The sequence below is a fragment of the uncultured Granulicatella sp. genome, assembly GCF_963528315.1.
GTDB lineage: Bacteria > Bacillota > Bacilli > Lactobacillales > Aerococcaceae > Granulicatella.
The window spans coordinates 1-26070 of the sequence record NZ_CAURVV010000011.1 but is presented as its reverse complement, the minus strand read 5'-3'; the positions used below and the strand labels follow the sequence as shown (position 1 = coordinate 26070).

The 26070-nt window shown below is 34.3% G+C and carries 20 protein-coding genes; 4 read left to right on the top strand and 16 right to left on the bottom strand.

Annotated elements, in window-relative coordinates; translation table 11 throughout:
• Positions 1-74 precede the first annotated feature (74 nt).
• The 3 genes from RYK07_RS04180 to uvrB form a co-directional block, all read right to left on the bottom strand.
• Complete coding sequence (locus RYK07_RS04180) at positions 75-1067, bottom strand: aspartate-semialdehyde dehydrogenase (RefSeq protein ID WP_314680374.1); 993 nt, start codon at positions 1065-1067, stop codon at positions 75-77.
• Positions 1068-1146: 79 nt separating this feature from the next.
• The gene (locus RYK07_RS04175; RefSeq protein WP_314852541.1) at positions 1147-1752 is read right to left on the bottom strand and encodes an MmcQ/YjbR family DNA-binding protein; all 606 of its coding nucleotides are present in this window, start codon (positions 1750-1752) and stop codon (positions 1147-1149) included.
• 16 nt (positions 1753-1768) lie between these two features.
• A complete protein-coding gene (gene uvrB, locus RYK07_RS04170) occupies positions 1769-3745 on the bottom strand; it encodes an excinuclease ABC subunit UvrB (RefSeq protein ID WP_314852540.1) in 1977 nt (658 codons plus the stop codon).
• A 236-nt stretch (positions 3746-3981) separates the two neighbouring features.
• On the opposite strand from uvrB, the gene rpsT reads away from it, so the two are divergent.
• Positions 3982-4236, top strand: a complete 255-nt coding sequence (gene rpsT / locus RYK07_RS04165) for a 30S ribosomal protein S20 (protein WP_006703518.1) — start codon at positions 3982-3984, stop codon at positions 4234-4236.
• Between the two features lie 62 nt (positions 4237-4298).
• Here the strand turns inward: rpsT and holA are convergent, their stop codons facing one another.
• The 11 genes from holA to RYK07_RS04110 form a co-directional block, all read right to left on the bottom strand.
• Positions 4299-5327 (bottom strand): DNA polymerase III subunit delta, encoded by a 1029-nt coding sequence (gene holA, locus RYK07_RS04160; protein ID WP_314852539.1) that lies wholly within the window; start codon positions 5325-5327, stop codon positions 4299-4301.
• A 59-nt stretch (positions 5328-5386) separates the two neighbouring features.
• Positions 5387-7633 (bottom strand): ComEC/Rec2 family competence protein, encoded by a 2247-nt coding sequence (locus tag RYK07_RS04155; RefSeq protein ID WP_314852538.1) that lies wholly within the window; start codon positions 7631-7633, stop codon positions 5387-5389.
• A complete protein-coding gene (locus RYK07_RS04150; protein ID WP_314852537.1) occupies positions 7630-8292 on the bottom strand; it encodes a ComEA family DNA-binding protein in 663 nt (220 codons plus the stop codon). Before RYK07_RS04150 ends, RYK07_RS04155 begins: the two co-directional genes overlap by 4 nt.
• 47 nt (positions 8293-8339) lie before the next feature.
• The gene (locus tag RYK07_RS04145; RefSeq protein ID WP_314852536.1) at positions 8340-9374 is read right to left on the bottom strand and encodes a SepM family pheromone-processing serine protease; all 1035 of its coding nucleotides are present in this window, start codon (positions 9372-9374) and stop codon (positions 8340-8342) included.
• Between the two features lie 2 nt (positions 9375-9376).
• The gene (gene coaD, locus RYK07_RS04140) at positions 9377-9898 is read right to left on the bottom strand and encodes a pantetheine-phosphate adenylyltransferase (RefSeq protein WP_314852535.1); all 522 of its coding nucleotides are present in this window, start codon (positions 9896-9898) and stop codon (positions 9377-9379) included.
• Positions 9899-9907: 9 nt separating this feature from the next.
• Positions 9908-10483: a 16S rRNA (guanine(966)-N(2))-methyltransferase RsmD gene (gene rsmD / locus RYK07_RS04135; RefSeq protein WP_314852560.1), complete on the bottom strand. Its 576-nt coding sequence runs from the start codon at positions 10481-10483 to the stop codon at positions 9908-9910.
• Between the two features lie 168 nt (positions 10484-10651).
• On the bottom strand, positions 10652-10945 hold the full coding sequence (locus tag RYK07_RS04130; RefSeq protein ID WP_314852534.1) for a YlbG family protein: 294 nt from the start codon (positions 10943-10945) through the stop codon (positions 10652-10654).
• A gap of 17 nt (positions 10946-10962) precedes the next feature.
• On the bottom strand, positions 10963-14391 hold the full coding sequence (locus RYK07_RS04125; RefSeq protein ID WP_314852533.1) for a pyruvate carboxylase: 3429 nt from the start codon (positions 14389-14391) through the stop codon (positions 10963-10965).
• Positions 14369-15655, bottom strand: a complete 1287-nt coding sequence (locus RYK07_RS04120; RefSeq protein WP_314852532.1) for an FtsW/RodA/SpoVE family cell cycle protein — start codon at positions 15653-15655, stop codon at positions 14369-14371. The genes RYK07_RS04125 and RYK07_RS04120 overlap by 23 nt, the downstream gene beginning before the upstream one ends.
• 23 nt (positions 15656-15678) lie before the next feature.
• On the bottom strand, positions 15679-15960 hold the full coding sequence (locus RYK07_RS04115) for a DUF1507 family protein (RefSeq protein WP_006703508.1): 282 nt from the start codon (positions 15958-15960) through the stop codon (positions 15679-15681).
• Positions 15961-16110: 150 nt separating this feature from the next.
• Complete coding sequence (locus RYK07_RS04110; RefSeq protein ID WP_314852531.1) at positions 16111-18306, bottom strand: Tex family protein; 2196 nt, start codon at positions 18304-18306, stop codon at positions 16111-16113.
• A gap of 185 nt (positions 18307-18491) precedes the next feature.
• Between RYK07_RS04110 and RYK07_RS04105 the strand changes: the two genes are divergently transcribed.
• A complete protein-coding gene (locus RYK07_RS04105; RefSeq protein ID WP_314852530.1) occupies positions 18492-19451 on the top strand; it encodes an Rpn family recombination-promoting nuclease/putative transposase in 960 nt (319 codons plus the stop codon).
• A 692-nt stretch (positions 19452-20143) separates the two neighbouring features.
• Here RYK07_RS04105 and RYK07_RS04100 read toward each other — a convergent pair.
• Positions 20144-21952, bottom strand: coding sequence for an ABC transporter ATP-binding protein (locus tag RYK07_RS04100; RefSeq protein WP_314852529.1), 1809 nt, complete (start codon positions 21950-21952; stop codon positions 20144-20146).
• Positions 21942-23681, bottom strand: a complete 1740-nt coding sequence (locus RYK07_RS04095; RefSeq protein ID WP_314852528.1) for an ABC transporter ATP-binding protein — start codon at positions 23679-23681, stop codon at positions 21942-21944. The genes RYK07_RS04100 and RYK07_RS04095 overlap by 11 nt, the downstream gene beginning before the upstream one ends.
• 163 nt (positions 23682-23844) lie before the next feature.
• Here RYK07_RS04095 and RYK07_RS04090 point away from each other — a divergent pair, with 163 nt between their 5' ends.
• Positions 23845-24381, top strand: coding sequence for a biotin transporter BioY (locus RYK07_RS04090; protein ID WP_314852527.1), 537 nt, complete (start codon positions 23845-23847; stop codon positions 24379-24381).
• A gap of 136 nt (positions 24382-24517) precedes the next feature.
• The gene (gene thrC, locus RYK07_RS04085; protein ID WP_314852526.1) at positions 24518-26011 is read left to right on the top strand and encodes a threonine synthase; all 1494 of its coding nucleotides are present in this window, start codon (positions 24518-24520) and stop codon (positions 26009-26011) included.
• Positions 26012-26070: the final 59 nt, after the last annotated feature.

The window sequence follows — 26070 nt, the reverse complement described above, 5'->3', positions numbered from 1 at the left end:
CTATAAAAAATGCAAATGAGGACACAAAAAAACTTTTCAGGAAATAGCATCATTTGCTATTTCCCGAAAAGTTATTATCTACGCAATTCTTTTTCTTCAATTAACTCCGCAATTTGTACTGCATTACTTGCTGCACCTTTACGAATATTATCTCCCACACACCAAATATGGAAACTATTCGGTTGAGAAATATCACGACGAATTCTTCCAACAAACACTTCATCATGACCAGTTGCCATTAAAGGTGTTGGATATTCATTATTAGCAGGATTATCCACTACTACAACACCAGGAGCTTTTGATAAAATTTCACGAATTTCTTCTGGAGTAGTATCTTTTTCAAAAGTGACATTAATTTCTACTGAATGTGAATTCATCACAGGCACACGCACACAAGTTGCAGTAATTGCCACTGATTCATCTAACCCTAAAATTTTACGAGTTTCTTGAATCATTTTCATTTCTTCTTTTGTATATCCATTTTCTAAGAAAACATCAATATGTGGTAATACATTATTATAAATTGGATGAGGATAATTTGTTGGTGCTAATCCTTTTTCTCCATTTACTAAATCATTAATTCCTGCTTGCCCTGAACCTGATACTGCTTGATAAGTTGTGTAAGCCACTCTCTTTAACCCGAACGCTTCATGTAGTGGTTTTAATGGCACTACTGATTGAATTGTAGAACAGTTTGGGTTTGCAATAATTTTTCTTTCTAATGTTGGTGCATTACATTCTGGAACTACTAAGTCAATCTCAGGATCCATTCTCCATGCACTTGAATTATCAATAACAATCACGCCATCTTTTTCTGCGATTGGAGCAAATTTTAATGAAGTACCTCCACCAGCTGAAAAAATCGCATAATCAATCTCACGTTTAAAAGAATTTTCTGTTAATTCTTCGACAACATAATCTTTTCCTCTAAATTGTAATACTTTTCCTGCTGAACGAGCAGAAGCTAATAAGTATAAATTTTCCACTGGAAGGTTACTTTCTGCTAATCTTTCAATCATTTTTGTACCTACAACACCTGTTGCACCTACAATTGCAATATTTACCATAATGATTCTCCTCTTTACTATAAGTCTATGTGATGAAAATTATATCGAATGTTTCTAAAAATGTAAAGAAATTGTCCTTCTAACGAACACATTTGTAACTGTTTTCGATACACTTCTGAATGAATGCTTCATCCTTACAAACATTCAGCGCAATAGAAATCCAATGCTTTTTGTTCATGTGATATGCTTCGAACACTCCCTCTTTTTGAAGGAGAATTTCCTTTTCTTCTGGAGAAATCTTCACATTTAAAATTAGTGCTGTTTCATCACTTGTAATTCCTAATTTACTAAATGGTATTTCATTCATTAACGCATACCATTTTCCGTTTTCTTTCACATTGTATACGGTAGCTTCTGATTTTTTAAAGGGCATTGCTGAAAAAGGCGTTATATGTTCCAATATCCAACAATTCCATTTTTCTTTTAACGCAACTAAAGATGTATCTATTGAATAACACCATTGAAATACCATCTCTTCTGCTTCTTGCCTTAATTGCTGTGCAATTTTACTATTTGTAGTTGTCACATCAAATAAAGAATAGCGTTCATGAGATTCATCCTTTACAATCATTTCTAAGCCTTTTTCCATCGAAGCACTCACAATATAAAAATAAAATCCGTCTATTTTGCTAGGAATTGTTTTTCCTTCATATTCTTTTAAATCTGAAGTTAATGTCCATTTCATTTCTTTATCCTTATTCCTATAATTTATATTGCGCTCGAAGTTCTAAAATCATATCTCGAAGTTGTGCCGCTTTTTCAAAGTTCAAGTCTTTAGCTGCAGCACGCATTTCTAATTCCATCACTTCAATAGCTTCTCTTCTTTGTTGAACAGTCATTTGTTTGAAATCAGTCTGAGTTGTTTCTTCTTTTTCAACTGCATGAGTAATCGCAATTAAATCACGAATATTTTTATGAATCGTTTTTGGTGTGATTCCATGTTCTTTATTATAAGCTTCTTGAATAGTTCTACGACGATTCGTTTCGTCAATTGCATATTTCATAGAATCTGTAATCTTATCGGCGTACATAATCACTCGTCCATTCGCATTTCTTGCGGCACGTCCAATTGTTTGAACTAAGGAACGTTCACTTCTTAAAAATCCTTCCTTATCCGCATCTAAAATCGCAACTAGGGAAACTTCTGGTACATCTAACCCTTCTCTTAATAAGTTAATACCAACTAATACATCAAATTCACCTAAACGTAAATTTCGAATAATTTCTGTTCTTTCTAATGTTTTAATATCACTATGAAGATATTTTACACGAATACCGACTTCTTTTAAGTAATCCGTTAAATCTTCTGACATTTTCTTCGTTAACGTTGTAATAAATACACGTTCATTCTTTTCAATTCGGTCATGAATTTCACGAATTAAGTCATCAATTTGTCCATTAATTGGTCGAACTTCAATTAATGGATCTAATAAACCTGTTGGTCGAATAATTTGTTCTGTAACAGTTGGAGTATGAGCCATTTCATAAGGCCCTGGAGTTGCAGAAACATAAATCATTTGTGGAATTCTTTCTTCAAATTCTTCAAATCGCAATGGTCGATTATCCAAAGCGCTCGGTAATCGGAATCCATATTGAATTAATTGTTCTTTACGAGCTCGGTCTCCATTAAACATTGCTCTAATTTGTGACATGGTAATATGCGACTCATCCACAACATATAATGCATCTTTAGGGAAGAAGTCTAATAAAGTATACGGTGCTTCACCTGGTTTTCTTCCGTCCATATGTCTTGAGTAATTTTCAATTCCATTACAATAACCCATTTCTAATAACATCTCAATATCATAGTTCGTTCGTTGTTCTAAGCGTTGTGCTTCTAATAATTGGTTATTTTCTCTTAATTCTTCTAAACGTTCTTTCAATTCTGCTTTGATCGTAGCAACTGCTCGACTAATTTCATCTTCATTCGATACAAAGTGGGCTGCTGGGAAAATAGGTACATGTTCTACAGTAGCTTTCACTTCTCCTGTTAAAACATCTATTTCTTTTAACGCTTCAATTTCATCGCCAAAAAATTCTACACGAATAGCAGAAGAATCATGACCAGGAGGAAAAATATCTACAATATCTCCTCTTACTCGAAAACTACCTCTTCGAAAATCAATATCATTTCTCTCAAATTGCATTTCTACTAATCGAGTAAGCAACTGATTACGTTCAACTTCCATTCCTTCTCGTAAAGATAGAACGTGCTCTCTATAATTTTCAGGATTTACTAATCCATAAATACATGAAACAGAGGCCACTACAATAACATCTCTTCTTTCAAGCAAAGCGCTTGTAGCAGAATGGCGTAATTTATCAATTTCATCATTGACACTAGATTCTTTTTCAATATAAGTATCACTAGAAGGAACATAGGCTTCAGGTTGGTAATAATCATAATAAGATACAAAATATTCTACGGCATTATTCGGGAAGAATTCTTTTAATTCTCCATACAACTGCCCTGCTAATGTTTTGTTGTGCGCTAATACTAAAGTAGGCTTATTCACTTCTTTAATCACATTAGCAATCGTAAAAGTTTTACCCGTTCCTGTTGCTCCTAATAAGGTTTGTTCATGTTTTCCTTCTAAAATTCCAGAGACTAATTCTTTAATCGCTTGTGGTTGATCTCCCTGCGGTTGATAGGGAGAATGTAATTCAAAATGATCCATTCTTCCACTCCTTTTTCTATATTCCTAATTAGTATAGCATGCTCGAAGTGGAAAACAAACCAGAGCGAATTATCAAAATATCGATTCTTCATTGATAGAAAAGTCCCCCAAATCCACTTGTTTTATATACTATTTCATCGCAAGACTTGCATTTTTATAAGGACTTTTGTATAATAATTCCTGTTGGAGACAACTGATCAGTGATTATATAAATGTAAGAAAGAGGGGTGAACCCATTGCCAAATATCGCATCACAAATCAAACGTGTTCGTACAAACAAAAAGTCAACACTAGCAAACAACTCACAAACTTCTGCTATGCGTACTGCTATCAAAAAATTTGAAGCTGCAGTAGCTGAAGGTGCTGAAAATGCTGAAGAATTATTACGTGCTGCTCACAAAGCAATCGACGGAGCTGCTTCTAAAGGATTAATCCACAAAAACAAAGCTTCTCGTGATAAATCACGTCTTGCTTCAAAATTAAGCAAATAATAAAAAGCCTGAGAAATCATTCTCGGGCCTTTTTTGTACTTTTTATTTTCATTTCAACCTACTTATGCACTCTTTTGACAAAACTTCAAAATAAATGTTTCTAATTGCAATTCTTTCATTCCAAGTCCTGTTTTCAATGCATACTCTGTTTCAACTAATAATCGATACGCTGCTTCTAATAAAGCAATCGAAAATTTTCTAGATTGTCCTAAAGCGAGTTTTACACGGTATGGATGAATCCCTAATACCTTTTGCATTTCAGGTTCGTGATAGCCTTCTTTTTGTAAGTAGCTTACTTGCAATAATAAGCGAAATTGCCCTAATAAAATGGCATTCATTTTAATCGGGTCTTCTTTTTGTAATAGTAAATCTCGATAAATTTCAATTGCCACTTTACTATCTTTTCGAAGAACAGCCTCTCCTAGTTCAAAAATATTTTGTTCTAAACTTTTTGGAACTAATGTTGCCACTAAGTCACTATCAATCACTTTCGTATCCATAGCAGATAAAATTAACTTATCAATTTCTCTCATCGCATCGGTTAGAGAATAGTGTAATTTTTCTAAAAATAACTGTAGAACTGAAGTTTCCATCGAAATGCCCTGTTCTTGTACTTTATGTTGAACCATCGCTCTTACATCTTTTTCTTCTAATGAAGAAGCATCTAATAAGACTGCAACTTTTTTTAATTGCTTCACGATTTTTTTACGAGCATCTAATTTTTCATAAGGTGCAAAAAATACAACAACAGAAGAATCTAATGGATTTTCTAAATAAAACTGTAGTCTTTCAAGTTGATGATCAATTTTTGCTTTTTCTTTTTCTCCTGTTAAAAAATACGGTTTATCAATCATGACTAAGCGTCTATCTCCAAAAAATGGAACAGATTCTGCATCTTCAATGGCTGTTTGAACAGCTGTTTCTTCCATATTAAATCGAGCAACATTTAATTCTTGGTCTTCAGGAGCCACTACAGATTCTAAAAATACTTGTCTTGCCCAGTTTTGTAAATAGTCTTCTTTTCCTTTCACAATATAAATAGGCGACAATTTCCCGGATTTAATTTCTTCTATTTTCTTTTGAAATTCCATTCATGACTCCCCTTTCTCTTAGTCTAGTGTATCGTGAAGTGTTCTTTTTGTCCATGCTTTCACTCATCTTTATGGCTTTTTATTGTGTGGTATTTTTGTAGTTCCTTTTCTTGCATCATATGAACTGCTCCATCTTCTTCTGAAATCCATATATGAGGTATTTGTTGTTCTAGCTGATCTAATAAGCGTGAACTAATATGCGATTTTACAGTCCCTCTTCCTTTTTCTAAAATTAAACTTTTCGTTTGCATTTGTTTAAATCCATTCAGTTTTTCAATTACCTCTGCATTTTTCTTACTAGCTATGACAATATCAGCTTTATGAGGTAGATAATTCAGCTTCTCATCTACTATCAAAATTCGTTTTTCATCTAATGTAAAAATGGAATTTTGAGCTTCTTTCTTACCCCCATTTGCTGGAATCAACTCCCATTGTACGCCAGAATTTAATTGTTTTTTTCCTACTTCATGAAACTGTGTCGTAACGTTCCATTCTCCCAACTCTCTTTTTTCAGAAGGATTTTTAGAAATAACGACCTCACCTACTGAAAAATCTTGTATCAACTCTTTTAACTCCTCACTATCTTCCACACTTGCATTCGTTAACACAATGGAATCCAACTGAGAAATTCCTTCGACTAAAACATTATTCGTAACAATTTTAGAAAAAGATTGCTTACGAATGGTATTCCCCTTCGAATCCATGAATGAATTTCCTCCCCTCACTATTAAAGTAGCATGATTAAATCCTTTTGGAATATACAATACCGAAACTTGCGACCCCGTACTTAAAAAGATGATTTGCTCATGCAGATGATAAGGAATGCTGAGAGCAATAAGACAAGAACCTATTGCAGACAAAACACTCGAATAAGGACGAAACCAAGATTTTTCATAACAAACAAGCGCTCCATAAAGAGCAAGCCAATACAATATCCAAGTTATTGTTGACCATGTTCCAAATGTAAATCGTAAAAACAAAAATTGCTCACAAAAAGTAAAAATATGATTCAATCCATTTAATAACGCATCTAAAAAGAAAACTATGCCGTTAGAAATCCACACCCACTCTATTACGACTGCTAAAGCATAAAGCAAAATTCCTGGAATAAGAATACTTTCAAACAACAACACTACTAAACTAGCTAATAATACACTTAACAGATTCCACGTAAAAAAATAGTGACAAATTAACGGCAAAGCTATGATAGGCGTCAAAAAAGCAATCCAAATCATCTTCTTCGATTTCCCTTGAAGATTATGTTCAGCAAAATAACTCGTCAATAATAAAATAGCCGTTAATCCATAACTCAGTTGAAATGCTACATTTTCGATGATACTCGTTCGATAAAACAGTGACAGCAAGAACAAAATCCCCAAACAATCCGATGTTGACAGTTTCCAATGAAACTTTTTAGAGCTTTGTGCTAAAACATACATCAAAATAGCTCGTGTGCCACTAATATTCCAATGAATGAAGTATCCATAAATCACTAAGCCAATGATGATAACAGCAACACTTGTTTCTCGAGTGATTTTCCATTTCCATAATACTTTTTCAAGCATATGAATAAACAGTGTAATATGAAGTCCTGAAATGGCTAAAACATGCATAATCCCCAGTCTCTTATAATGCTGAATCACCGTTGCATCCGCATCCTTCGTTTTACCGAACAGTAATAATAAAGCATAAGTTCGAACGAAACTTTCTGGCTGTTTATTAATTTTTAAATAAAATATTCTACGCAAATTTTGAAACAACGACATCCATGAAGGTTTATTTACCAGTCGTTTAAAACCTTTCACTTCAAACATACGAAGAATTCCAATACTTCGATAATAACTGGGTGCATTAAAATCCCCTCTATTTTTAGGTTCATTTACAGGCTTACTCTTTCCAATAACGGATAAAGTAAGATTCGCCTCCTCTTCTTCAAATAAAGCTCTCTCTTTTTCAGAATGCATTTTATATTGAAATAATACTTTATGCTTAGAAGAAGGTAGCTCTAGTTCAGCAATTCCCGTTACAAAGTCTCCATTAATTTTCAAATCATCTCGGTTCAATCTTATGATTCCAACTAACTCCCCTTCTGGGACAACTGTAGGATGATAAACTTGATAAGATCGTAATCCTACAAAGATAAGTATCATAAACACCCAGAATAGTTGTTCTTTACTTCGAAAATGAAGAACAAACGTCCATATTCCTATCAAAACATAAATTCCTTTTAAAAGAAATGAAGACTCAAAAAGAATTAAACTTCCCAATATGATTTCTAAGACCGTTACCCAAATCCACCTTTTCATTGGAAAATCACTTGGCTTTCAATCACTTCTAAAGCTTTCTTTCCAATTCCCTTCACTTGTAATAAGTCTTCTTTTGTACGAAAGGCTCCATGTTCTTTTCGATATTGTAAAATGGCTTCTGCTTTTTTCTTTCCAATTCCTTTTATCGTTTGTAATTCTTCTAAAGTTGCCGTATTAATATTGATTGTTCCTTGTTTTGAATTAGACACACTTGTATTTGTTGAACTTCCTTTTCCAGAATTTTCTTCTGTCACGCCACTTTCTTGTTTAGAATGTACATTAGGCACGATAATTTGCATTTGATCGGTAATTTTTTGTGCTAAATTAATTTTTGTTTCATCTGCTTCTTCAGTAAACCCTCCTGCTTTTTTAATCACTTCTTGAATGCGACTCTCACAAGAAAACTCATACACTCCCGGCCTTAGAACTGCTCCTTTAACATCCACATAACAATTTTGAGGCATCATCACCGTTGTTTCTTCCACTCTTGTTGTATTGACCGCATTTGTTACCATCACTTTTTCTTTTGGTGGTGAAGCCACCATTCCTCTTCCTACAAGGATTATAACGATAACTGCTAATACACCTCCAATAATTGACAGAACTTTTTTATATTCCATCAATAAACGCCTTACTTGCATAAAAAAATAAAACATCATTTTTCCCTCCTCTAACTATAGATACGAAAAAAATGACGTTTTATATTTTATTTTTCTAAAATTTTTACTGCATCTTCAAATTTTTTTACTGGATACACTTGAATATTGGATTTTATCTTCTCAGCGGTTAATTTAGCTTCTTCATAATTGGATAAAATATTGGGATTTTTTTCTCTCATTTCATCCGTAATTTCATCATCAGGTGCTAGGAAAATAGTTGCTCCTGCTCGAACAGCTGCCACTAATTTCTTGTCTACTCCACCGATTCGTCCAACTTCTCCTTTTTCATTCATCGTCCCAGTACCAGCAACGATTCTACCTTGTTTTAAATTATTATCCGTTAACTGATTATAAATTTCTAATGTAAACATCAAACCAGCTGATGGCCCACTAACCCCATGTGGATCAAAATCGACTTTAGGTGATTCATGCAATTTCGAATGGGTCACTAATTGAATGCCTAACATTGGTTTTCCTGTATCAGGATTTTCTACTAGAACTCCAGTTTTTTCAATAGTCTCTTGATTACGATTAATTTCAATCGTAACCTGATCACCAATTTTTTTAGAACTAATCGCTTGAATCATTTCTTGTGCAGATGAAAATGATTCCCCATCCACTTTTGTCACAATATCTCCCACTTGTATTTTCTCTTTAAAATCAGATTCAGGGACAACTGTCATAACGTATACACCTAAAAATTCTTCTTCAACAGATTTACCGGCTGCCTTATATGCTACTGAAACGGCAGCATTTCTAGCCTGTTGCATATAATATTCCTGAATTTTATTGTATTCCTTACTAGGAGTTGTTCCATACACTTTTTCTTTTGGAATCATCTCAACATGAGGAAGCAATGATTGAAGGGCTAATAAAGGAGTTGCTTGTTGTGAAAATACCGTCATTACTCGAAACGAGCCTTCCTTCTTCTCATTAACTCCTTCAATGGTTATAAAATCCTCTACTTTTTCAGCACTCCCTGGCATTTCTATCACATAAGGTAAAGGATAAAATGCAAGGATTCCTAAAACTAATACACTAACAAGCGCAATCACAATCGTTCGAAAAGAAATTTTCTTCATTCTTACTCACTTCTTTCTTGAAGCTTCATTTGTTGAAACTCTTGTCCCGCATAAATTTTTTTCAAAATCTTTGCTACAGACTCTGGAACTAAAGAATCAAATTCTCCACCAAATTTAGCTAATTCTTTCACCATTGTTGAACTGACATATTCATAGGCTGGTTCACTCATAAGTAGGACAGTTTCAATCTTTTCATCTAATCGATGATTATGATATGCTAATGTCTTTTCTAATTCTAAATCTTGACTATTGCGAACGCCTCTTAACAGAACGGTTGCCCCTAATTGTTTTGCAGCTTCGACCGTTAAACCACCGTCCTGTACAACAACTCGAACATTTTTCCAGTTTGATACAGCTTCCTGAACCGTTTGAACTCTCTCTTCTTTTGTTAAAGCATACTGCTTTTGATGATTATGAGAGATTAACACAATCACTTCATCAAATAATACTGTCGCACGTTGAATTAAATGAAGATGACCCTTTGTAATGGGATCAAAACTTCCTGCATAAATTGCTTTTACCATATAAATCTCCTATTCAAATTCAAAGAAAACTAATGCTGTAATTCCATACTCTACTCGTTTCCATTGAGTAAATCGTCCAATTTTTTCTGGTAATTGAACTGCTTTATCTACTTCAGCAACAACTACAGCATCTTCTGCTACTAATGATAGCTTTTCCAATTGTTCAATATCATTGATTATTTCTTGCAGTCGATACGGTGGATCCATAAAGACTAAAGAAACAGGTTCAAAGTCTTCTCTTGTCGCTAATGTTTTCAATCCATGCTTCACATTTTGTTTTAGTAATGTAAATTGATCCGGACTTTTTGTAATTTCGATATTTTGTTCAATCGTTTGAATCGCTTGTCGATTATTTTCAAATAAGAAGGCATGGTCCATTCCTCTAGAAACAGCTTCAATCGCTACTCCTCCACTGCCTGCATACATATCCAACATCACACCGCCATCAAAATATCCTCCTAAAATATTAAATAAGGATTCTTTAATTTTATCAGTTGTAGGTCTTGTGTTCTTTCCTGGAACAGCACGAAGATGTCTTCCACCAAATTCGCCAGAAATAATTCTCATCTGTGTTCCTCCTTTAATATGATTCTCTTTATTATATACGCTCAAAAAAAGAATAACAACTCACAAGAAGTAGAAGAAATCTCACAATTAATCATTTAAACCTCTCGAATTCGATAGGTTTAATCTTCTAAAAAAAGTCATGACCATCTGTCTAACGGATAGTCATGACTTTTTTACACATAAACATTACGCTTCTGTAGCTAATGCTTGTTTTTCTTTTTCAATTTCCTCACGCAATTCTGGTAAGATTTGTGTAAAATCCATTCGAACTTCATGGCGAGGAGAGACTTCAACTTTTCGAACAAAGTGAAATTTGCTAACTTTATCCATCACACTTTCCACTTCATCTTCATTAACATACAAGTAAATATATTTTAAACGTTTAGAAATATAATGAATATTGCCGAAACGTTTTAATTGTTTAATCGGTTTTAATGTATAGAGCCATACAATAATCGCTCTTCTTTCTACTTGTTCCATGTTTACTCCTCTCTTTATTATTTTTTACGGATTGTTAATAGTAAATCACTAACATCAATCATATCTTGTTCTTTAACAGCAATCGTTTCAACAACGCCATCAAATGGTGCTTGAATCGTTGTTTCCATCTTCATTGCTTCTGTTACAAGTAGCACTTGTCCTTTACGAACAGCTTCACCTTTTGTAACAAATACTTTTAGGACACTACCTGGCATTGTTGCCCCAATTTGTCCAAAGTCATTCGCATCTGCTTTTTGACGTTTAACAGTGGTCATTGTCGCACTTGCATCATGCACAACAATTTCTCGACTTTGTCCATTGAATCGATAGAACATAATACGATTTCCATCTTGGTCTGGTTCCCCAATTTGAACTAATGTAATCATGAAGACTTTACCTGGAGCATATTCCATTTGAATCGTCTCACCCATACGCATTCCATAGAAGAATGTCTGCGTATCTAATTTACTTAAGTCCCCATATAATTCTTTTCTCTCTTGGTATTCCTTATACACTTTTGGATACATGAGATAACTTAGTACTTGTTGGTCTTTTGGTTTATGCCCTAGTAAATCTTCTAATTCTTTACGAACTTCTTCAAAATCTACTTCAGGAGCTAATAATCCTGGGCGAACCGTAATTGGCTCAATCTCTTTTAATACAACTTTTTGAAGTTTTTCATTAAAGCCTCCAACTGGTTGCCCTAAATCACCTCTAAAGAATTGAATCACAGACTCTGGGAAGGATAGTGTTAATCCTTTTTCATAAATATTTTCTTCATTGAGTTCATTTTGAATACAGAATAACGCCATATCTCCAACTACTTTAGAAGAAGGAGTTACTTTAATAATATCTCCGAATAATTGGTTCACACGGTGATACATATCTTTCACTTCTTCAAAACGTTCTCCTAAACCAACTGATTTAGCTTGTTGGTATAAATTCGTATATTGTCCACCTGGCATTTCATGATAGTAAACTTCAGGACTTGGAGAAACTTGTACTTGATCAAATGCATGATAAGATTTGCGGATTGTTCCCCAATAACGGTTTAATGTTGTTACATTTTCCATCTCTAATTCAGGTTGACGAGTCGTACCCTCTAATCCGTGATATAGAGTTTCCATACTTGGGTTAGAAGTTCCACCTGCTAATGCACTGAAGGCTACATCGACTACATCCACTCCAGCATCAATTGCTGTTGCCAATGTTAAAATACCATTTCCACTTGTATCATGAGTGTGTAAATGAATTGGAATATCCACTGATTCTTTTAAAGTTGTAATCAATTGTTTAGCTGCTTGAGGTTTTAATAATCCTGCCATATCTTTAATGGCAATCATATGCGCACCCGCTTTTTCTAAATCTTTTGCAAACTGTTTATAATATTCTAATGTATATTTTGTTTGTATTGGATTTAATACATCACCTGTATAACACATTGTCGCTTCTGCAATTTTCCCTGCTTCACGAACGGCTTGAATACTCACTTCCATTTGAGGTAACCAGTTTAAGCTATCAAAAATTCTGAACACATCAATACCTGCTGTAGCTGCTTCTAAAATAAACGTACGAATAATCGCATCTGGATAATTCGAATAGCCTACTGCGTTAGAACCACGCAATAACATTTGTAATAGGGTATTTGGCATTGCTTTACGAATTTTTTCTAATCGATTCCAAGGATTTTCTGTTAAGAAACGATATGCTGTATCAAAAGTTGCCCCACCCCAAACCTCTGCTGAAAATAACTGAGGTACTGCAGCTTCATATTGTTGCGCTGCTTGAATTAAATCAATCGAACGCATTCTTGTAGCCATCAAACTTTGATGCGCATCTCTAAAACTTGTATCCGTTAAAAGAACTTTTTCTTGTTCTAATACCCATTTAGAAACTGTATCCGCACCTTTTTCATCTAGCAACTGCTTAGCAGTTATTTCTGGTTTTGAAACAGGCTTCAATGTTTCGATATAAGTTGGTCTCTCAAATGCCTTTGTTTCTTGTGGGATTCCTGGATACCCATTTACCGTAATTTCAGAAATATATTTTAAAATTTTATTTCCACGATTACTTTCCTTTGGAAACTTAAATAATTCAGGTGTTGTATCAATAAACGTTGTTTTAGCTGTCCCTGTTAAGAAATCATCATGATGAATCACATTTTTTAAAAATGGAATATTCGTCTTCACTCCACGAATTCTAAACTCTTTTAACGCACGTTGCATTGTTGTAACTGCTTGAGAAAAATCACGCCCATACGTACAAACTTTTACTAATAGCGAGTCAAAATATGGCGTAACCACATTTCCTTGGAAGGCATTTCCCGCATCTAAACGAATACCCAATCCACCTGGTGAACGATACGTATTAATTTTACCAGTATCTGGCAAGAAGTTATTTTCAGGATTTTCAGTAGTAATACGACATTGAATTGCAGCTCCACTAAATGTTAAGTTTTCTTGTGTAGGTATACCAATTTCTTGATGCAAATCCATTCCTTGCGCAATTTTTAATTGTGCTTGAACAATATCAATTCCTGTAATCAATTCTGTAATGGTATGCTCTACTTGGATTCTTGGATTCACTTCAATAAAGTAAAATTGATTTCCATCTAATAAAAACTCAACTGTCCCTGCATTGACATAACCAATTTCTTTCATAAAGCTAGCGGCAGCATTACAAATTTTGGAGCGCATCTCTTCTGAAAGTGAAATACATGGCGCAACTTCAATCACTTTTTGATGACGTCTTTGAACAGAGCAATCACGTTCAAATAAATGAACAACATTTCCATGCTCATCCCCTAGAATTTGTACTTCTATATGTTGTGGATTTTCAATATATTTTTCTACATAACACTCTCCAGCACCAAAAGCTTTAATCGCTTCTCCAACGGCACGGTCATAACTATCTTGAACATCTTCCTTACGATAAACAACACGCATCCCACGACCGCCGCCACCAAGTGCAGCTTTAATCATAATCGGATAACCAAATTGTTCTCCAAAATCATAAATTTCTTGAACAGAAGACACTGTCCCTTCTGTCCCAGGAATCGATTGTAAACCAGCTTTATGCGCAGCAGTTTTTGCTTTTAATTTATCTCCTAAAATATCTAAATGTTCTAAATGAGGCCCAACAAAGGTTAGTCCTGCTTCTTGACATTTTCTAGCGAAATCAATATTTTCAGATAAAAAACCATAACCAGGATGAACAGCATCTGCCCCTGATTGTTTCGCAATACGAATAATATCATCCATATCTAAGTAAGCTTCTGTTGGCTTCTTACCTTCTCCAACTAAATAGGCTTCATCCGCTTTGAAACGGTGCAATGAATGATCATCTTCCTTGGCAAAAATACCAACCGTTTCAATCCCTAATTCCGAAGCGGCACGAAATACACGAATCGCAATTTCTCCACGATTAGCCACCAGTAATTTCTTCATGCTCATCCTCCTTTTCATCAATCAATTCTTTATTTTCTTGAAATGTTTCTTCTTGAGAACCTTCATTATTTTCATCTTCCACAAGTTCAAATTCATTCATTCTGATTTTATTCATTATATCTTCTTGGTATTCCTTGTCATATTTTAATGCAAAAAGTACCATTCCTATCGCAATACTCGAAACAATAAAACTTGAACCACCATAACTTAAAAATGGTAGTGGAACCCCAGTAATTGGCGCTAACCCAAGTAACGCTCCAATATTCACTCCACTTTGTACTAATAGAAATATTCCAACGCCTAGACATAAGTATCGAGAAAATAATGATCGACAAAATTGAGCCTTCCAAAAAATATATATAATTAAGAAGAATAGAACGACTAATACAAGCCACACAACAATGAATCCTAGTTCTTCTCCAACAATCGCTAAAATAAAGTCTGTATGAGCTTCTGGTAAAAATCCTGTTTTTTGGATAGAGCTAGATAAACCAGTACCTGTTAATCCACCCCTAGCCAAAGCTAAGAATCCTTGAATCGATTGATAACCTACTCCGCTCGTATCATCCCATGGGTTATGGAATGAAAGAAATCGGCCAACTTGATAAGCCTTAAACGGTAAGTGCTGAATAATAGAAATCGGTAAATAGGTAAACAAATAACCAATGACAAAAGCTACTCCAGAATATTTAATCGCTTTTTTAGAATATCCTGTTGTTAATGCTAATAACCACATCATCAAGACTGTAATCATTACTGTTCCAAAATCTGGTTGCATTAAAACTAATATACTTACTAATAACAACATCCCCATTGGATACATATATAATTGTTTCCAATCACGATTATCTTTAAATTTATGATAATAAAAAGCACTTGCCCATATTAAAATAACTTTAGCAAATTCAGAAGGTTGTAAATTAAAAATTCGTAAATTAATCCAACTTTTAGCACCCTTAATTCCTGATTGAGTGAAAACGAATAAGAGTAATAAAATTAATATTACATATACTATCTGTAATATTCGTTCATTAAAAAAGAATTTTTTTCCATTATTTGCAATTCCAATAGCTATAGCAATTCCTGCCACAACAAAAGCAAATTGGCGAATTAAAAAATATTCAGAATTACCTACAGATGTTAATGAAAAATAACTACTTGCACTATAAATCATTACAAGACCAAATGCAGATAATAAAATAAAAATAACTAAAATGATTTTATCTACTTGGAAGAGATTTTTTATTTTATCTTGTACTTTCAAAACAATAATTCCTCTAACTTTCCTTAAGATTGCCAGTTTTTCTCATATACATCGCTATATACTTCATTTAATGCATATTCCAAATCAGCCATTAATTGATGTCCTTCATTCGCTTCTACAACACCAATCGCTACAGCAAATTCTACTTGTTTTGATAATCCAAACAATTGAGTATCCACTACTTCTTCAAAAGCTGGGCATTTAGCAATACATAAATGATTCTTTTGTTGATTAATTAATTGGTAAATTTTATTAGCATTTTCTTTTAATTGCTCAAGAGCATGATTTTGATTAATCTCTGACATTTTCTTTCTCCTTTTGAATAAAATAACTCAAAATAATTATACCATAAAGCATCAATTTTTCTAAAGAATGATGAGAAATTAATTCAAATTTAAATACAGAATCACAAAAAACTCCATCTGAGGCATCAAACCTTAAATGGAGTTTAAAAATTATTTTTTATTTTCTTTTGGCGGAAGCATAGATAAGCCTACTCTGCCTTTTTTCATATCAATTTCAGTAACCCATACTGTTACAATATCACCCACTGCAACGACATCACTAGGATGCTTCACGAATCCTTGTTTCATTCTTGAGATATGAACTAAGCCATCTTGTTTCACACCGATATCCACGAATGCTCCAAAATCGACTACATTACGAATCGTTCCTTGTAATTCCATTCCGACTTGAATATCTTCCATAGATAATACATCACTTCTTAAAATTGGAGGATCAACTTCTTCACGAGGATCTCTTCCCGGTTTGGTTAATCCGGCAAAAATTAATTCTAACGTTTCAAATCCAATTCCTAGTTCAGTAGATAATGCCTTTTTATCTAAAACAGACAGTGCTTGTTCTACTTTTTCTGTGCCAATCTCTACTTTTGTTGCTTGAATTTTTTCTAAAATCTTTTCTGCAAATTCATAAGACTCTGGGTGGATATCTGTTCCATCCAGTGGGTTTTTACCATCTACAATTCTTAAAAATCCTACTGCTTGTTCAAAAGCTTTTGGTCCTAAGCGAGGAACTTTTTTCAATTGTGAACGATTGGTGAATTTTCCATTTTCATCACGGTAAGCAACCACATTTGCAGCAGTCGTTTTAGTTAGTCCTGCAATATGTTCTAATAGAGCAGCACTTGCTGTATTGACATTGACACCAACTTTATTCACGGCAGTTTCAACCACAATGTCTAATTTGGCATCTAATTGTTTTTGACTCACATCATGTTGATATTGTCCTACTCCTACTGCTTTTGGATCAATTTTCACTAATTCTGCTAATGGATCTTGCAATCGACGAGCAATACTTACCGCTGAACGTTCTTCTACTTGATAATCCGGGAATTCTTTTCGTGCAATCTCACTAGCAGAATAAACAGATGCTCCTGCTTCACTAACAATTGTGTAATAAATTTTACGATTTATCCCTTTAATCTGTTCACTCACGAAAGCTTCTGATTCTCGGCTTGCAGTACCATTTCCAATAGCGACTAAAGTGACCTGATAATCTTCCAATAATTTCTTGAATGTTGTTCCTGCTTGAGCACGCTTAAAGTCACTTGCTCCTTGGTGAGGGTAAATGACTGCTTTATCCAATACTTTCCCGGTTTCATCTATAATGGCTAACTTACACCCTGTTCGATACGCTGGGTCTAATCCTAGGATCACATGTCCTTTCATCGGTGCTTGTAATAACAGATTTTGTAAATTTTCTCCAAAAATCTCAATTGCTTGAGTTTGAGCCTTCTCTGTTAATTCAGAACGAATTTCACGCTCAATAGCTGGTGCAATGAAACGTTTAACACTATCCTCAATTGCGGCTTTTATATAAGTCGCAGATGGAGAAGCTGTATTTGAAATTTCTTTCTTCATAATTTTTTCTAATGGAATCGTTGTATCAACTTCCAAGCTAACTTTAACCACGCCTTCTTTTTCAGCACGATTCACTGCTAAAATACGATGTGGCACAATTGTTTTTACCAATTCTTGATAATCATAATACATTTCGTATACGTGTTTTTCATCTTTTTCTTCATCTTTTAAACTTGTCACAAGCATTGCTTTTTGAACTGTGTATTCACGTAATAATTTTCTGTAATGAGCATTATCGGAGACTTTTTCAGCAATAATTTCTAACGCTCCATTTAACGCATCTTCTACTGTCAGAATTTCTTTTTCTTCGTTAACGAATGTTGCAGCTTTTGCTTCAACATCATCTGCTGTACATGCTAATAAAAATTCAGCTAGCGGCTCTAATCCTGCTTCTTTGGCAATCGTCGCTTTTGTACGTTTCTTTTGTTTAAATGGACGATAAATATCTTCTAAAGCGGTTAAAGTTTTTGCTTTCATTAAATCATTTAAGATTTCATCTGTTAATTTTTCTTGTTCATCAATTAATCGAATGACTTCGTCTTTTCTTTTCTCAAAATTTACTAAATAACGATGTCTTTCTTCAATTTCACGAATTTGAACTTCATCCAAACTCCCTGTTTGATCTTTACGATAACGTGCAATAAAAGGAACTGTATTGCCATCTTCTAACAAAGCTAATACTGTATCAATTTGCTTTGGTGAATATTGATTTAGTTCTTGCTTTACAATATCCAAGGCACGTTGTTCAATAGTTAATTCTGTCTCTGTCATAAAAACCTCCTAATCTTTTTTATCCTAACATAAATTTAGTTTGATTGAAAGAAGTTACATTTTCACTGGAAAGGTAGATTTCTCTTAATAAAAAAATATTTTCCGAGAATTTTTTCGTATATAGAAGATAAAGACAGAATGCTCACCACTATTCCACTTCAAAATAAAATGAAGGAGTGTTAACAATGAAAGAACGGATAAAAGATGCAAGACCCATGATGGATTTAATGGCAAAGAAAGTGTTCAGTAATACTGAAATAACAGCACAATTTATTCGAGATATCCTAGACTTACCTGTGCACCATGTGAAAATACTCGATGGAACACAAATACACAATCATCAATTCGAAGATATAAAGACTTATGTCACCAGTATCGATGTATTAGCAGCATTAAACGATGGTACACAGGTCATTATCGAAATCCAAGTAGCCTATCAATTTGACTTTATTAAGCGTTTATGGTTATATCTATGTAACCAAGTGACTAAAAATGCAGATGAACATAAAAAAGATGGAGTGGAAACACATAAACTCGCAGAAGAATTATTACCTGTGTACACCATTGCCATCACACAAAAAAGATATTTTAAGGACGAGGAAATGATTCATGTATTCTGCTTCAAAGAAAAAAATACAAACGATGAATTGAAAGTTTATTTTAAAGGCTTTGAAGAAGAACAAGACTTAGCCTTAATGGCATTTTTAGAATTAGAGAAGTATAATAAAGATAAGATACAAGAATACAAAAAAGTTAGATGGATTGAGTTTTTTGGGAACCAACCCTATACACAAAGTCCGGAGAAAATTTTGGAACAAGCGGATCGAATTGTGAGCCGAATAGACTGGACAAAGGAGGAACAAAAAATGTATGACGAAAGAACAAGATATCTCCAAGCCTATTCAAGTTTTTTAGCGACTATAGAAAAAGACAAGAAAGATGCAATCAATCAAGCTATGACAGAAGGATTAGAAAAAGGAATAGCGAAAGGATTAGAGGAAGGAAAAGCACACGGTATCGAGCACGGAAAGAAAATGATGATTATCAGTTTGATTAAAGATGGTCTTCTCTCTAAAGAAGAAGGTGCAAAACGATTAAGCATTTCCGTATTTGAATTAGATGACTATTTGTCTACTGACGAATAGTAGAATAACAATATTTTAAGACGACTTTGGTCGTCTTTTTTGTTACAAAATATTCAGGAAACTTCAAAATCCTAAGATATAAGTTTAGGCATGAGACCGAAGGCCTGCTGCCGTCGTTTATTACTATAAAACAAAATCTAACTCTCAAAACGCCCTCTCATAAATATCCGTCCAATAGAAAAGACTTTGCATAGTAGCTCTAGCGATATAATCAGCGACTGCTGATTATATCACGGGAAAAATTGAGACCTAGGCTCAATTTTTAGGCATGAAATACCGAAGGTATTTGCTCCCGTTCCTAGCTACTAAAATCAAACTCTATCTTCCAAACGTCCTCTCATAAATACCCGTCCAAATAGAAAAGACTTTGCATAGTAGCTCTAGCGATATAATCAGCGAACGCTGATTATATCACGGGAAACTTCGAAACCTAAGGCTCGAAGTTTAGCAATGAGACCGTAGGCCTGCTGCTGTCCCCAGCTACGATATAGCAAAGTCTAATTCATTTACGCACTCTCATAAATATCCGTCCAAAGAAATTGACTTTTCGCTGTAGTAAAAGTAATGGTAGCCGAACTGGCTACCATTACTCAGGGAACTTCGAGACCAAGGCTCGAAGTTTAGCCAAGAAACAGCAACAGCTGTCTACTGGCGGTCCCTTACTACAACAGAAAAGTCATATTTCTTCTAAATCAGTCTAAATCAAGCTGTCCTGTATACAATTGATAGTACACATCTTGTTTTTCCATTAAACTTTCATGGTTCCCACGCTCAATAATCTCACCATGATCCATTACCATAATCACATCTGCATTCCGAATCGTTGATAAACGATGGGCAATTACAAATGAAGTTCTACCTTCCATCAATTGGTCCATCCCTTTACTAATCAACGCTTCCGTATGACTATCAATCGAACTAGTCGCTTCATCCAAAATTAACACCTTCGGATTTGCCACAGCAGCCCTAGCAATCGCAAGTAACTGTCTTTGCCCTTGAGAAAGACCTTCCCCATCACCTGTAATCTCCGTTTGATACCCATGTGGCAAACGTTTAATAAATCCATGTGCATTCGCTAATTTTGCAGCTTTTACCACTTCATCATCCGTCGCATCTAAATTCCCATAACGAATATTATCCGCAATCGAACCCGTAAACAAATGTGTATCTTGTAATACAATCGAAATTGTTTTACGTAAATCGTCTTTCTTAATATCCGTAACAGGAATCGTATCAAACGTAATTTCTCCATTATTAATTTCATAAAAACGATTAATCAAATTCGTAATCGTAGTTTTCCCAGCACCTGTAGCACCAACAAAAGCTACTTTCAATCCAGGCTCAGCCCAAACATTGATTTTCTTCAAAATTGGCACATCTGGAACATAACTGAAATCCACTTCATTCAATTGAATATTTCCAACAACAGGGATTCTTTCTTCCCCTTTTACCCAATACCATTGTTTTGGATCTGTTTGATCTAATGTCACAGTTCCTTCATCTACTTCAGACTCTTCTTTTAATATCGCAAAAATTCGTTCTGCCCCAGCCATTGCAGCTAATAAGACATTTGTTTGTTGCGACATTTGTGCTAATGGTTGAGCAAATGTTCTTGAGTACTGTAAAAATGAAGCTAATGCCCCAACGTCCATTCCTTGGAATACAACTAAATATCCACCAACTGAAGCTGTCAATGCATAATTGATATAACTAATATTTCCTAAAATAGGGAACATAATATTCGAGTTAAATTGCGCTTGGTTTGCTGCTTCTCTTAATTGAGCATTTAAAGTTTCAAATTCTTTTAAGACTAAGTTTTCATGGTTAAATACTTTCACAACTTTTTGTCCTTCAATATGTTCTTCGACAAATCCATTCACTTGCCCTAAAACTTTTTGTTGTTCCGCGAAGAATTTACCAGAACGACCAGCTACAACTCTTACAATCGCAAACATAATGAAGACCATAATGATTAACATTACTGTTAAAATCGGAGATAAAATAATCATCATCACAAATGTCAATACCAATTGTAATAAAGAGCTAACAATCATCAACATACTATTATTAAACGCTTGTTGAATATTTTCGAAATCATTTGTAAAGCGAGACATTAAATCCCCATGTTTATTTGTATCAAAGAAACGAATTGGCAATGTTTGAATATGGTCAAATAAATCTTTTCTCATTGTTTCAATCGTTTGTTGGCCAATCGTAATCATAATTTTCCCAGAGAAATAATTCGCAATTGCTCCGACAATATAAATTAAGCCAATAACTCCTAGCATTTTTGCTAGACCAGCTACATCTTTTGTCGCAATAAAATCATTAATTAAAGGGCGAATAAAGTAAGTCCCTACAATTCCTGCAGCACTTCCTAAAACGACTAATAAAAGAACAGCGAAAAGACTCCACTTACTTTTCCATAAATAGCTCCATAAGTCGGCTAATGTTTGCTTTAAATTTTCAGGACGTTTTGGTCCTATTTTTTTAGCGCTCATCTACTTTCGCTCCTTCCATTTGAGTTTCATAAATTTCACGATACAGTTCGTTATTTTCCATTAATGTTTCGTGTGTTCCAATTCCATTCATTTTTCCATCTTCTAACACAACAATCTTATCAGCACCTTGGATAGAAGAAATTCTTTGTGCAATAATAATAACGGTTGTATCTGGTAAATGATTAAAGAACGCTTCACGAATTAATGAATCTGTTGATGTATCCACCGCAGAAGTTGAATCATCTAAAATTAATACAGCTGGTTTTCTTAACATCGCTCTTGCAATACATAAACGTTGTTTTTGACCCCCAGAGAAATTTCTTCCTCCTTGTTCTACTTTTGTATCATAGCCATCTGGCATTTCCATGATAAAATTGTGAGCCTGAGCGTATTTTGCTACTTGAATCATTTCTTCTTCGGTTGCATGAGGATTTCCCCATAATAAGTTTTCTCGAATCGTTCCAGAAAACAGTGTGTTCTTTTGAAGAACCATCGCTACTTGACTTCTTAAATCAGAAAAGGCATAGTCTCGAACATCTTTACCTGCAACTCGAACACTTCCTGCCGTTGCATCATACAATCGAGGAATTAATTGAACAAGAGATGTTTTACCTGAACCGGTTGGCCCAATAATTCCAAGAACTTGTCCACTTTTCACTGAAAAATGAATATCATTTAACACTTCTTCTTGTTGATCTTTTCCGTATGAGAAATGAACATGATCAAACTCTACATCGCCACGAGTAATTTCAGTTGGAATAACATTTTCTGGTTCCACAATATCTACTTCTGTTTCAATCACTTCAAAAATACGATCCATTGAAGCTTTTGTCATTGTTAACATAACAAAGACAAAGGAAATCATCATTAAGGACATTAGGATTTGTGTAATATAAGAAATGAAACTAATCAATTCTCCAGTTGTCATTTCACCATGCATTACAAATTTTCCACCAAACCACATAACTGCAATTGTACAAGCGTAAACCGTTAATTGCATGATAGGGTTATTCCAAACGATGACATACATTGCATGTAAAGCACGTGTTTTAAAGTTTGTATTTTCAACACCAAACTTCACACGTTCGAAAGGTTCACGAACAAAAGATTTTACCACTCGAATTCCAATAAAGTTTTCTTGAAGAATTCGGTTAATCCCATCCGTTGCCTGTTGTAATAATCTAAAACGAGGAAATGCTGTTGAAATAATAAGCGCCAAGCTCACTACTAAAAATGGAACGGCCACAACAAAGACTAATGACAATTGTGCATTCAATGACACTGCAAAGAAGAATGCAAATAAAAACATCATTGGTGCACGTGCTAAAATACGCATCGTCATAATCGCTGTATTTTGAACATTTGTCACATCACTCGTCATACGTGTAATTAAGGATGCATTAGAGAAGAAGTCTAAATTCTTAAATGAAAATTCTTGAATCTTCTTCATTTGCGCACTTCTTAATTCACTTGCTACTCCTGTTCCAGCAATGGATGCAAATTTTGCACCTAACACCCCTGCCCCAAGGGAAATCATCGCAACGATAATCATTAAAATTCCATACCATAAAATCATCGAAGTATCTCGATTTGGAATTCCTTCGTCAATAATTTTTAACATAATAATTGGTTGCCCAACTTCGCAGACAACTTCCACTAAAATGGATAAAAATGCTAAAAATGGGAAATATTTATATTTTGAAAAATAGGGAACTATTTTCTTTAACATCTCTTCACTCCTCTTCTTATTTCATAAAAAGTATTGTATCTATTCTATCAAGGCTTAGAGTGTTTTTCAAACAATTCTATCAAACATTTTGTAAAAAAAGATTGACAATATATCAAAACTCTTTTATATTGTTACCATGTTCAAGTTTAGGAGGTTAACAATTATGAACAAAACATATTCTTTAACATTAATCGCATTGGGAGCAGCGCTAGTGGCAGCATTGTCACCCTTTCAAATCCCTTTAGGGCCTATTCCCATTACTTTACAAACATTAGCCATTGGATTAGTTGCAACCGTCTATCGTCCAAAAGAAGCCACATTTGCCATTTTACTTTATTTATTATTAGGCGCTATTGGACTTCCTGTTTTTGCAGGTGGAAAAGGTGGATTTCAAGCTTTCTTTGGACCAACTGCTGGTTTTTTAGTGTTCTTCCCAGTTCGTGCATTCGTCACTTCAATTATTGCACAAAGAAAACAAAATGCAGTTCGTCTATTTGTAGCGAATCTTTTAGGAGAAGTTGCCCTATTTATTGGTGGATTGATTGGATTTATTCTGATTACACATGCTGATTTTTCAAAAGCTATCAATCTCGTAGTACTTCCATTTATTTTGCCAGATTTGATTAAAATCAGTTTCACAACAATCTTCGGACTATTATTATTAAAGAGTCTAAAAAACAAACCTTATTTTAGACAGTAAGCATAATTTTTTATGAGGTTAGAATCTAAAATTCTAACCTCTTTTTTTATAGATTCTCTTTTATTCAACTTAGTAGGCACATGGAAAAACTTATGGTAAAATACAAAGCATTAGAAGAGAAAAAGGAGGATAACTTGTGACAGAATTACACTATATTAGTACTCGAGATAAAAACAATCGTGTAACAGCTTCTCAAGCAATTTTAAAAGGAATTGCTGAAGATGGAGGGTTATACGTTCCAACGACAATGCCACAATTATCATTGAACTGGGAAACATTACAACACCAATCTTATCAAGAAATTGCATTCCCTATTTTAAAAGCATTTTTAACTGATTTTTCCGATGAAGAATTACAACATTGTATTCACTCTGCATATGACACAACTTTTGACGATCCAGCTATTGCTCCTGTTAAAAAAGTTGGTAATGCCTACATTATGGAATTATTCCATGGACGTACAATTGCCTTTAAAGATATGGCTTTATCAATCTTGCCGTATTTATTAACAACTGCAGCTAAGAAAAATCAACAAGACAAAGATATCGTCATTTTAACAGCTACTTCTGGAGACACAGGAAAAGCTGCCTTAGCAGGATTTGCAGATGTACCGCATACAAAAATTATTGTCTTTTATCCAAAAGGTGGCGTAAGTACGATTCAAGAACGTCAAATGGTCACTCAAGCTGGAGAAAATACATTTGTTTATGGTGTAAAAGGAAACTTTGATGATGCTCAAACAATGGTGAAAAAACTATTTAATGATGCCGACTTAAACCAAACATTAGCAGAAAAAGGATTCCAACTTTCTTCCGCTAACTCAATCAATATTGGTCGTTTATGCCCTCAAGTGGTGTATTATGTTTATGCGTATGCACAATTAGTAAAACAAGGCGTACTTAAAATTGGTGAAGCTATGAATGTTGTCGTTCCAACAGGAAACTTCGGAAATATTTTAGCAGCATATTATGCAAAACAATTAGGTGTTCCAATTCAAACATTAGTCTGCGCTTCAAATGAAAATGATGTATTAGTAGACTTCTTCCATACAGGGACATACAATCGTCAAAGAAAATTCGAAGTAACAAGTTCACCAAGTATGGATATTTTAGTATCTAGTAACTTAGAACGATTAATTTTTGAAATGACTGGAAGCAATGCTGAAGAAACAAAAGCATTAATGGATTCATTAACGAATAATGGTCAGTATCATATCGAAAAAGACGTATTAAACTCATATGAAGAGTTTTATGCTGCTCGTGCTAGTCAAGAAGAAACAGCACAAACGATTGAATCTGTTTTATCAAAAGAAAACTATTTATTAGATCCACATACAGCTGTAGCTCAATGTGCTTATGATAAATATCAACAAGAAACAAAAGACAACACTCCTACAGTCATTGTCTCAACAGCAAGTCCATACAAATTCCCACAAAGTGTTGTATCAGCTGTAAAAGACTCAGATGTTACTGCTTTAAGTGATCAACAATTAATTGATGAAGTACGTCAATTAAGCGGAGTAGAAATTCCTCTAGCCGTTACAAGTGTATTAGAAGCAGAAATCCGACACACAAGAGTACTTGAAATTTCAGAAATGAAACAATCTGTTTATGACAGTTTAAATATTTAAAGTCAAAAAAGAGGCTGGGCAGTAAGTCTCAAAAATAGAAGAAAGCACGTCCCGATTTT

Excerpts from the sequence above, each read along its gene's own strand:
- RYK07_RS04090 (WP_314852527.1), top strand. The coding sequence starts at position 23,845 with ATGAACAAAACATATTCTTTAACATTAATCGCATTGGGAGCAGCGCTA.
- RYK07_RS04105 (WP_314852530.1), top strand. The coding sequence starts at position 18,492 with ATGAAAGAACGGATAAAAGATGCAAGACCCATGATGGATTTAATGGCA.
- RYK07_RS04115 (WP_006703508.1), bottom strand. The coding sequence starts at position 15,960 with ATGTCAGAGATTAATCAAAATCATGCTCTTGAGCAATTAAAAGAAAAT.
- RYK07_RS04155 (WP_314852538.1), bottom strand. The coding sequence starts at position 7,633 with ATGAAAAGGTGGATTTGGGTAACGGTCTTAGAAATCATATTGGGAAGT.
- RYK07_RS04110 (WP_314852531.1), bottom strand. The coding sequence starts at position 18,306 with ATGACAGAGACAGAATTAACTATTGAACAACGTGCCTTGGATATTGTA.
- RYK07_RS04130 (WP_314852534.1), bottom strand. The coding sequence starts at position 10,945 with ATGGAACAAGTAGAAAGAAGAGCGATTATTGTATGGCTCTATACATTA.
- holA (WP_314852539.1), bottom strand. The coding sequence starts at position 5,327 with ATGGAATTTCAAAAGAAAATAGAAGAAATTAAATCCGGGAAATTGTCG.
- coaD (WP_314852535.1), bottom strand. The coding sequence starts at position 9,898 with ATGGTAAAAGCAATTTATGCAGGAAGTTTTGATCCCATTACAAAGGGT.
- RYK07_RS04180 (WP_314680374.1), bottom strand. The coding sequence starts at position 1,067 with ATGGTAAATATTGCAATTGTAGGTGCAACAGGTGTTGTAGGTACAAAA.
- RYK07_RS04145 (WP_314852536.1), bottom strand. The coding sequence starts at position 9,374 with ATGAAGAAAATTTCTTTTCGAACGATTGTGATTGCGCTTGTTAGTGTA.
- RYK07_RS04100 (WP_314852529.1), bottom strand. The coding sequence starts at position 21,952 with ATGAGCGCTAAAAAAATAGGACCAAAACGTCCTGAAAATTTAAAGCAA.
- RYK07_RS04150 (WP_314852537.1), bottom strand. The coding sequence starts at position 8,292 with ATGATGTTTTATTTTTTTATGCAAGTAAGGCGTTTATTGATGGAATAT.
- RYK07_RS04175 (WP_314852541.1), bottom strand. The coding sequence starts at position 1,752 with ATGAAATGGACATTAACTTCAGATTTAAAAGAATATGAAGGAAAAACA.
- uvrB (WP_314852540.1), bottom strand. The coding sequence starts at position 3,745 with ATGGATCATTTTGAATTACATTCTCCCTATCAACCGCAGGGAGATCAA.
- RYK07_RS04095 (WP_314852528.1), bottom strand. The coding sequence starts at position 23,681 with ATGTTAAAGAAAATAGTTCCCTATTTTTCAAAATATAAATATTTCCCA.
- RYK07_RS04125 (WP_314852533.1), bottom strand. The coding sequence starts at position 14,391 with ATGAAGAAATTACTGGTGGCTAATCGTGGAGAAATTGCGATTCGTGTA.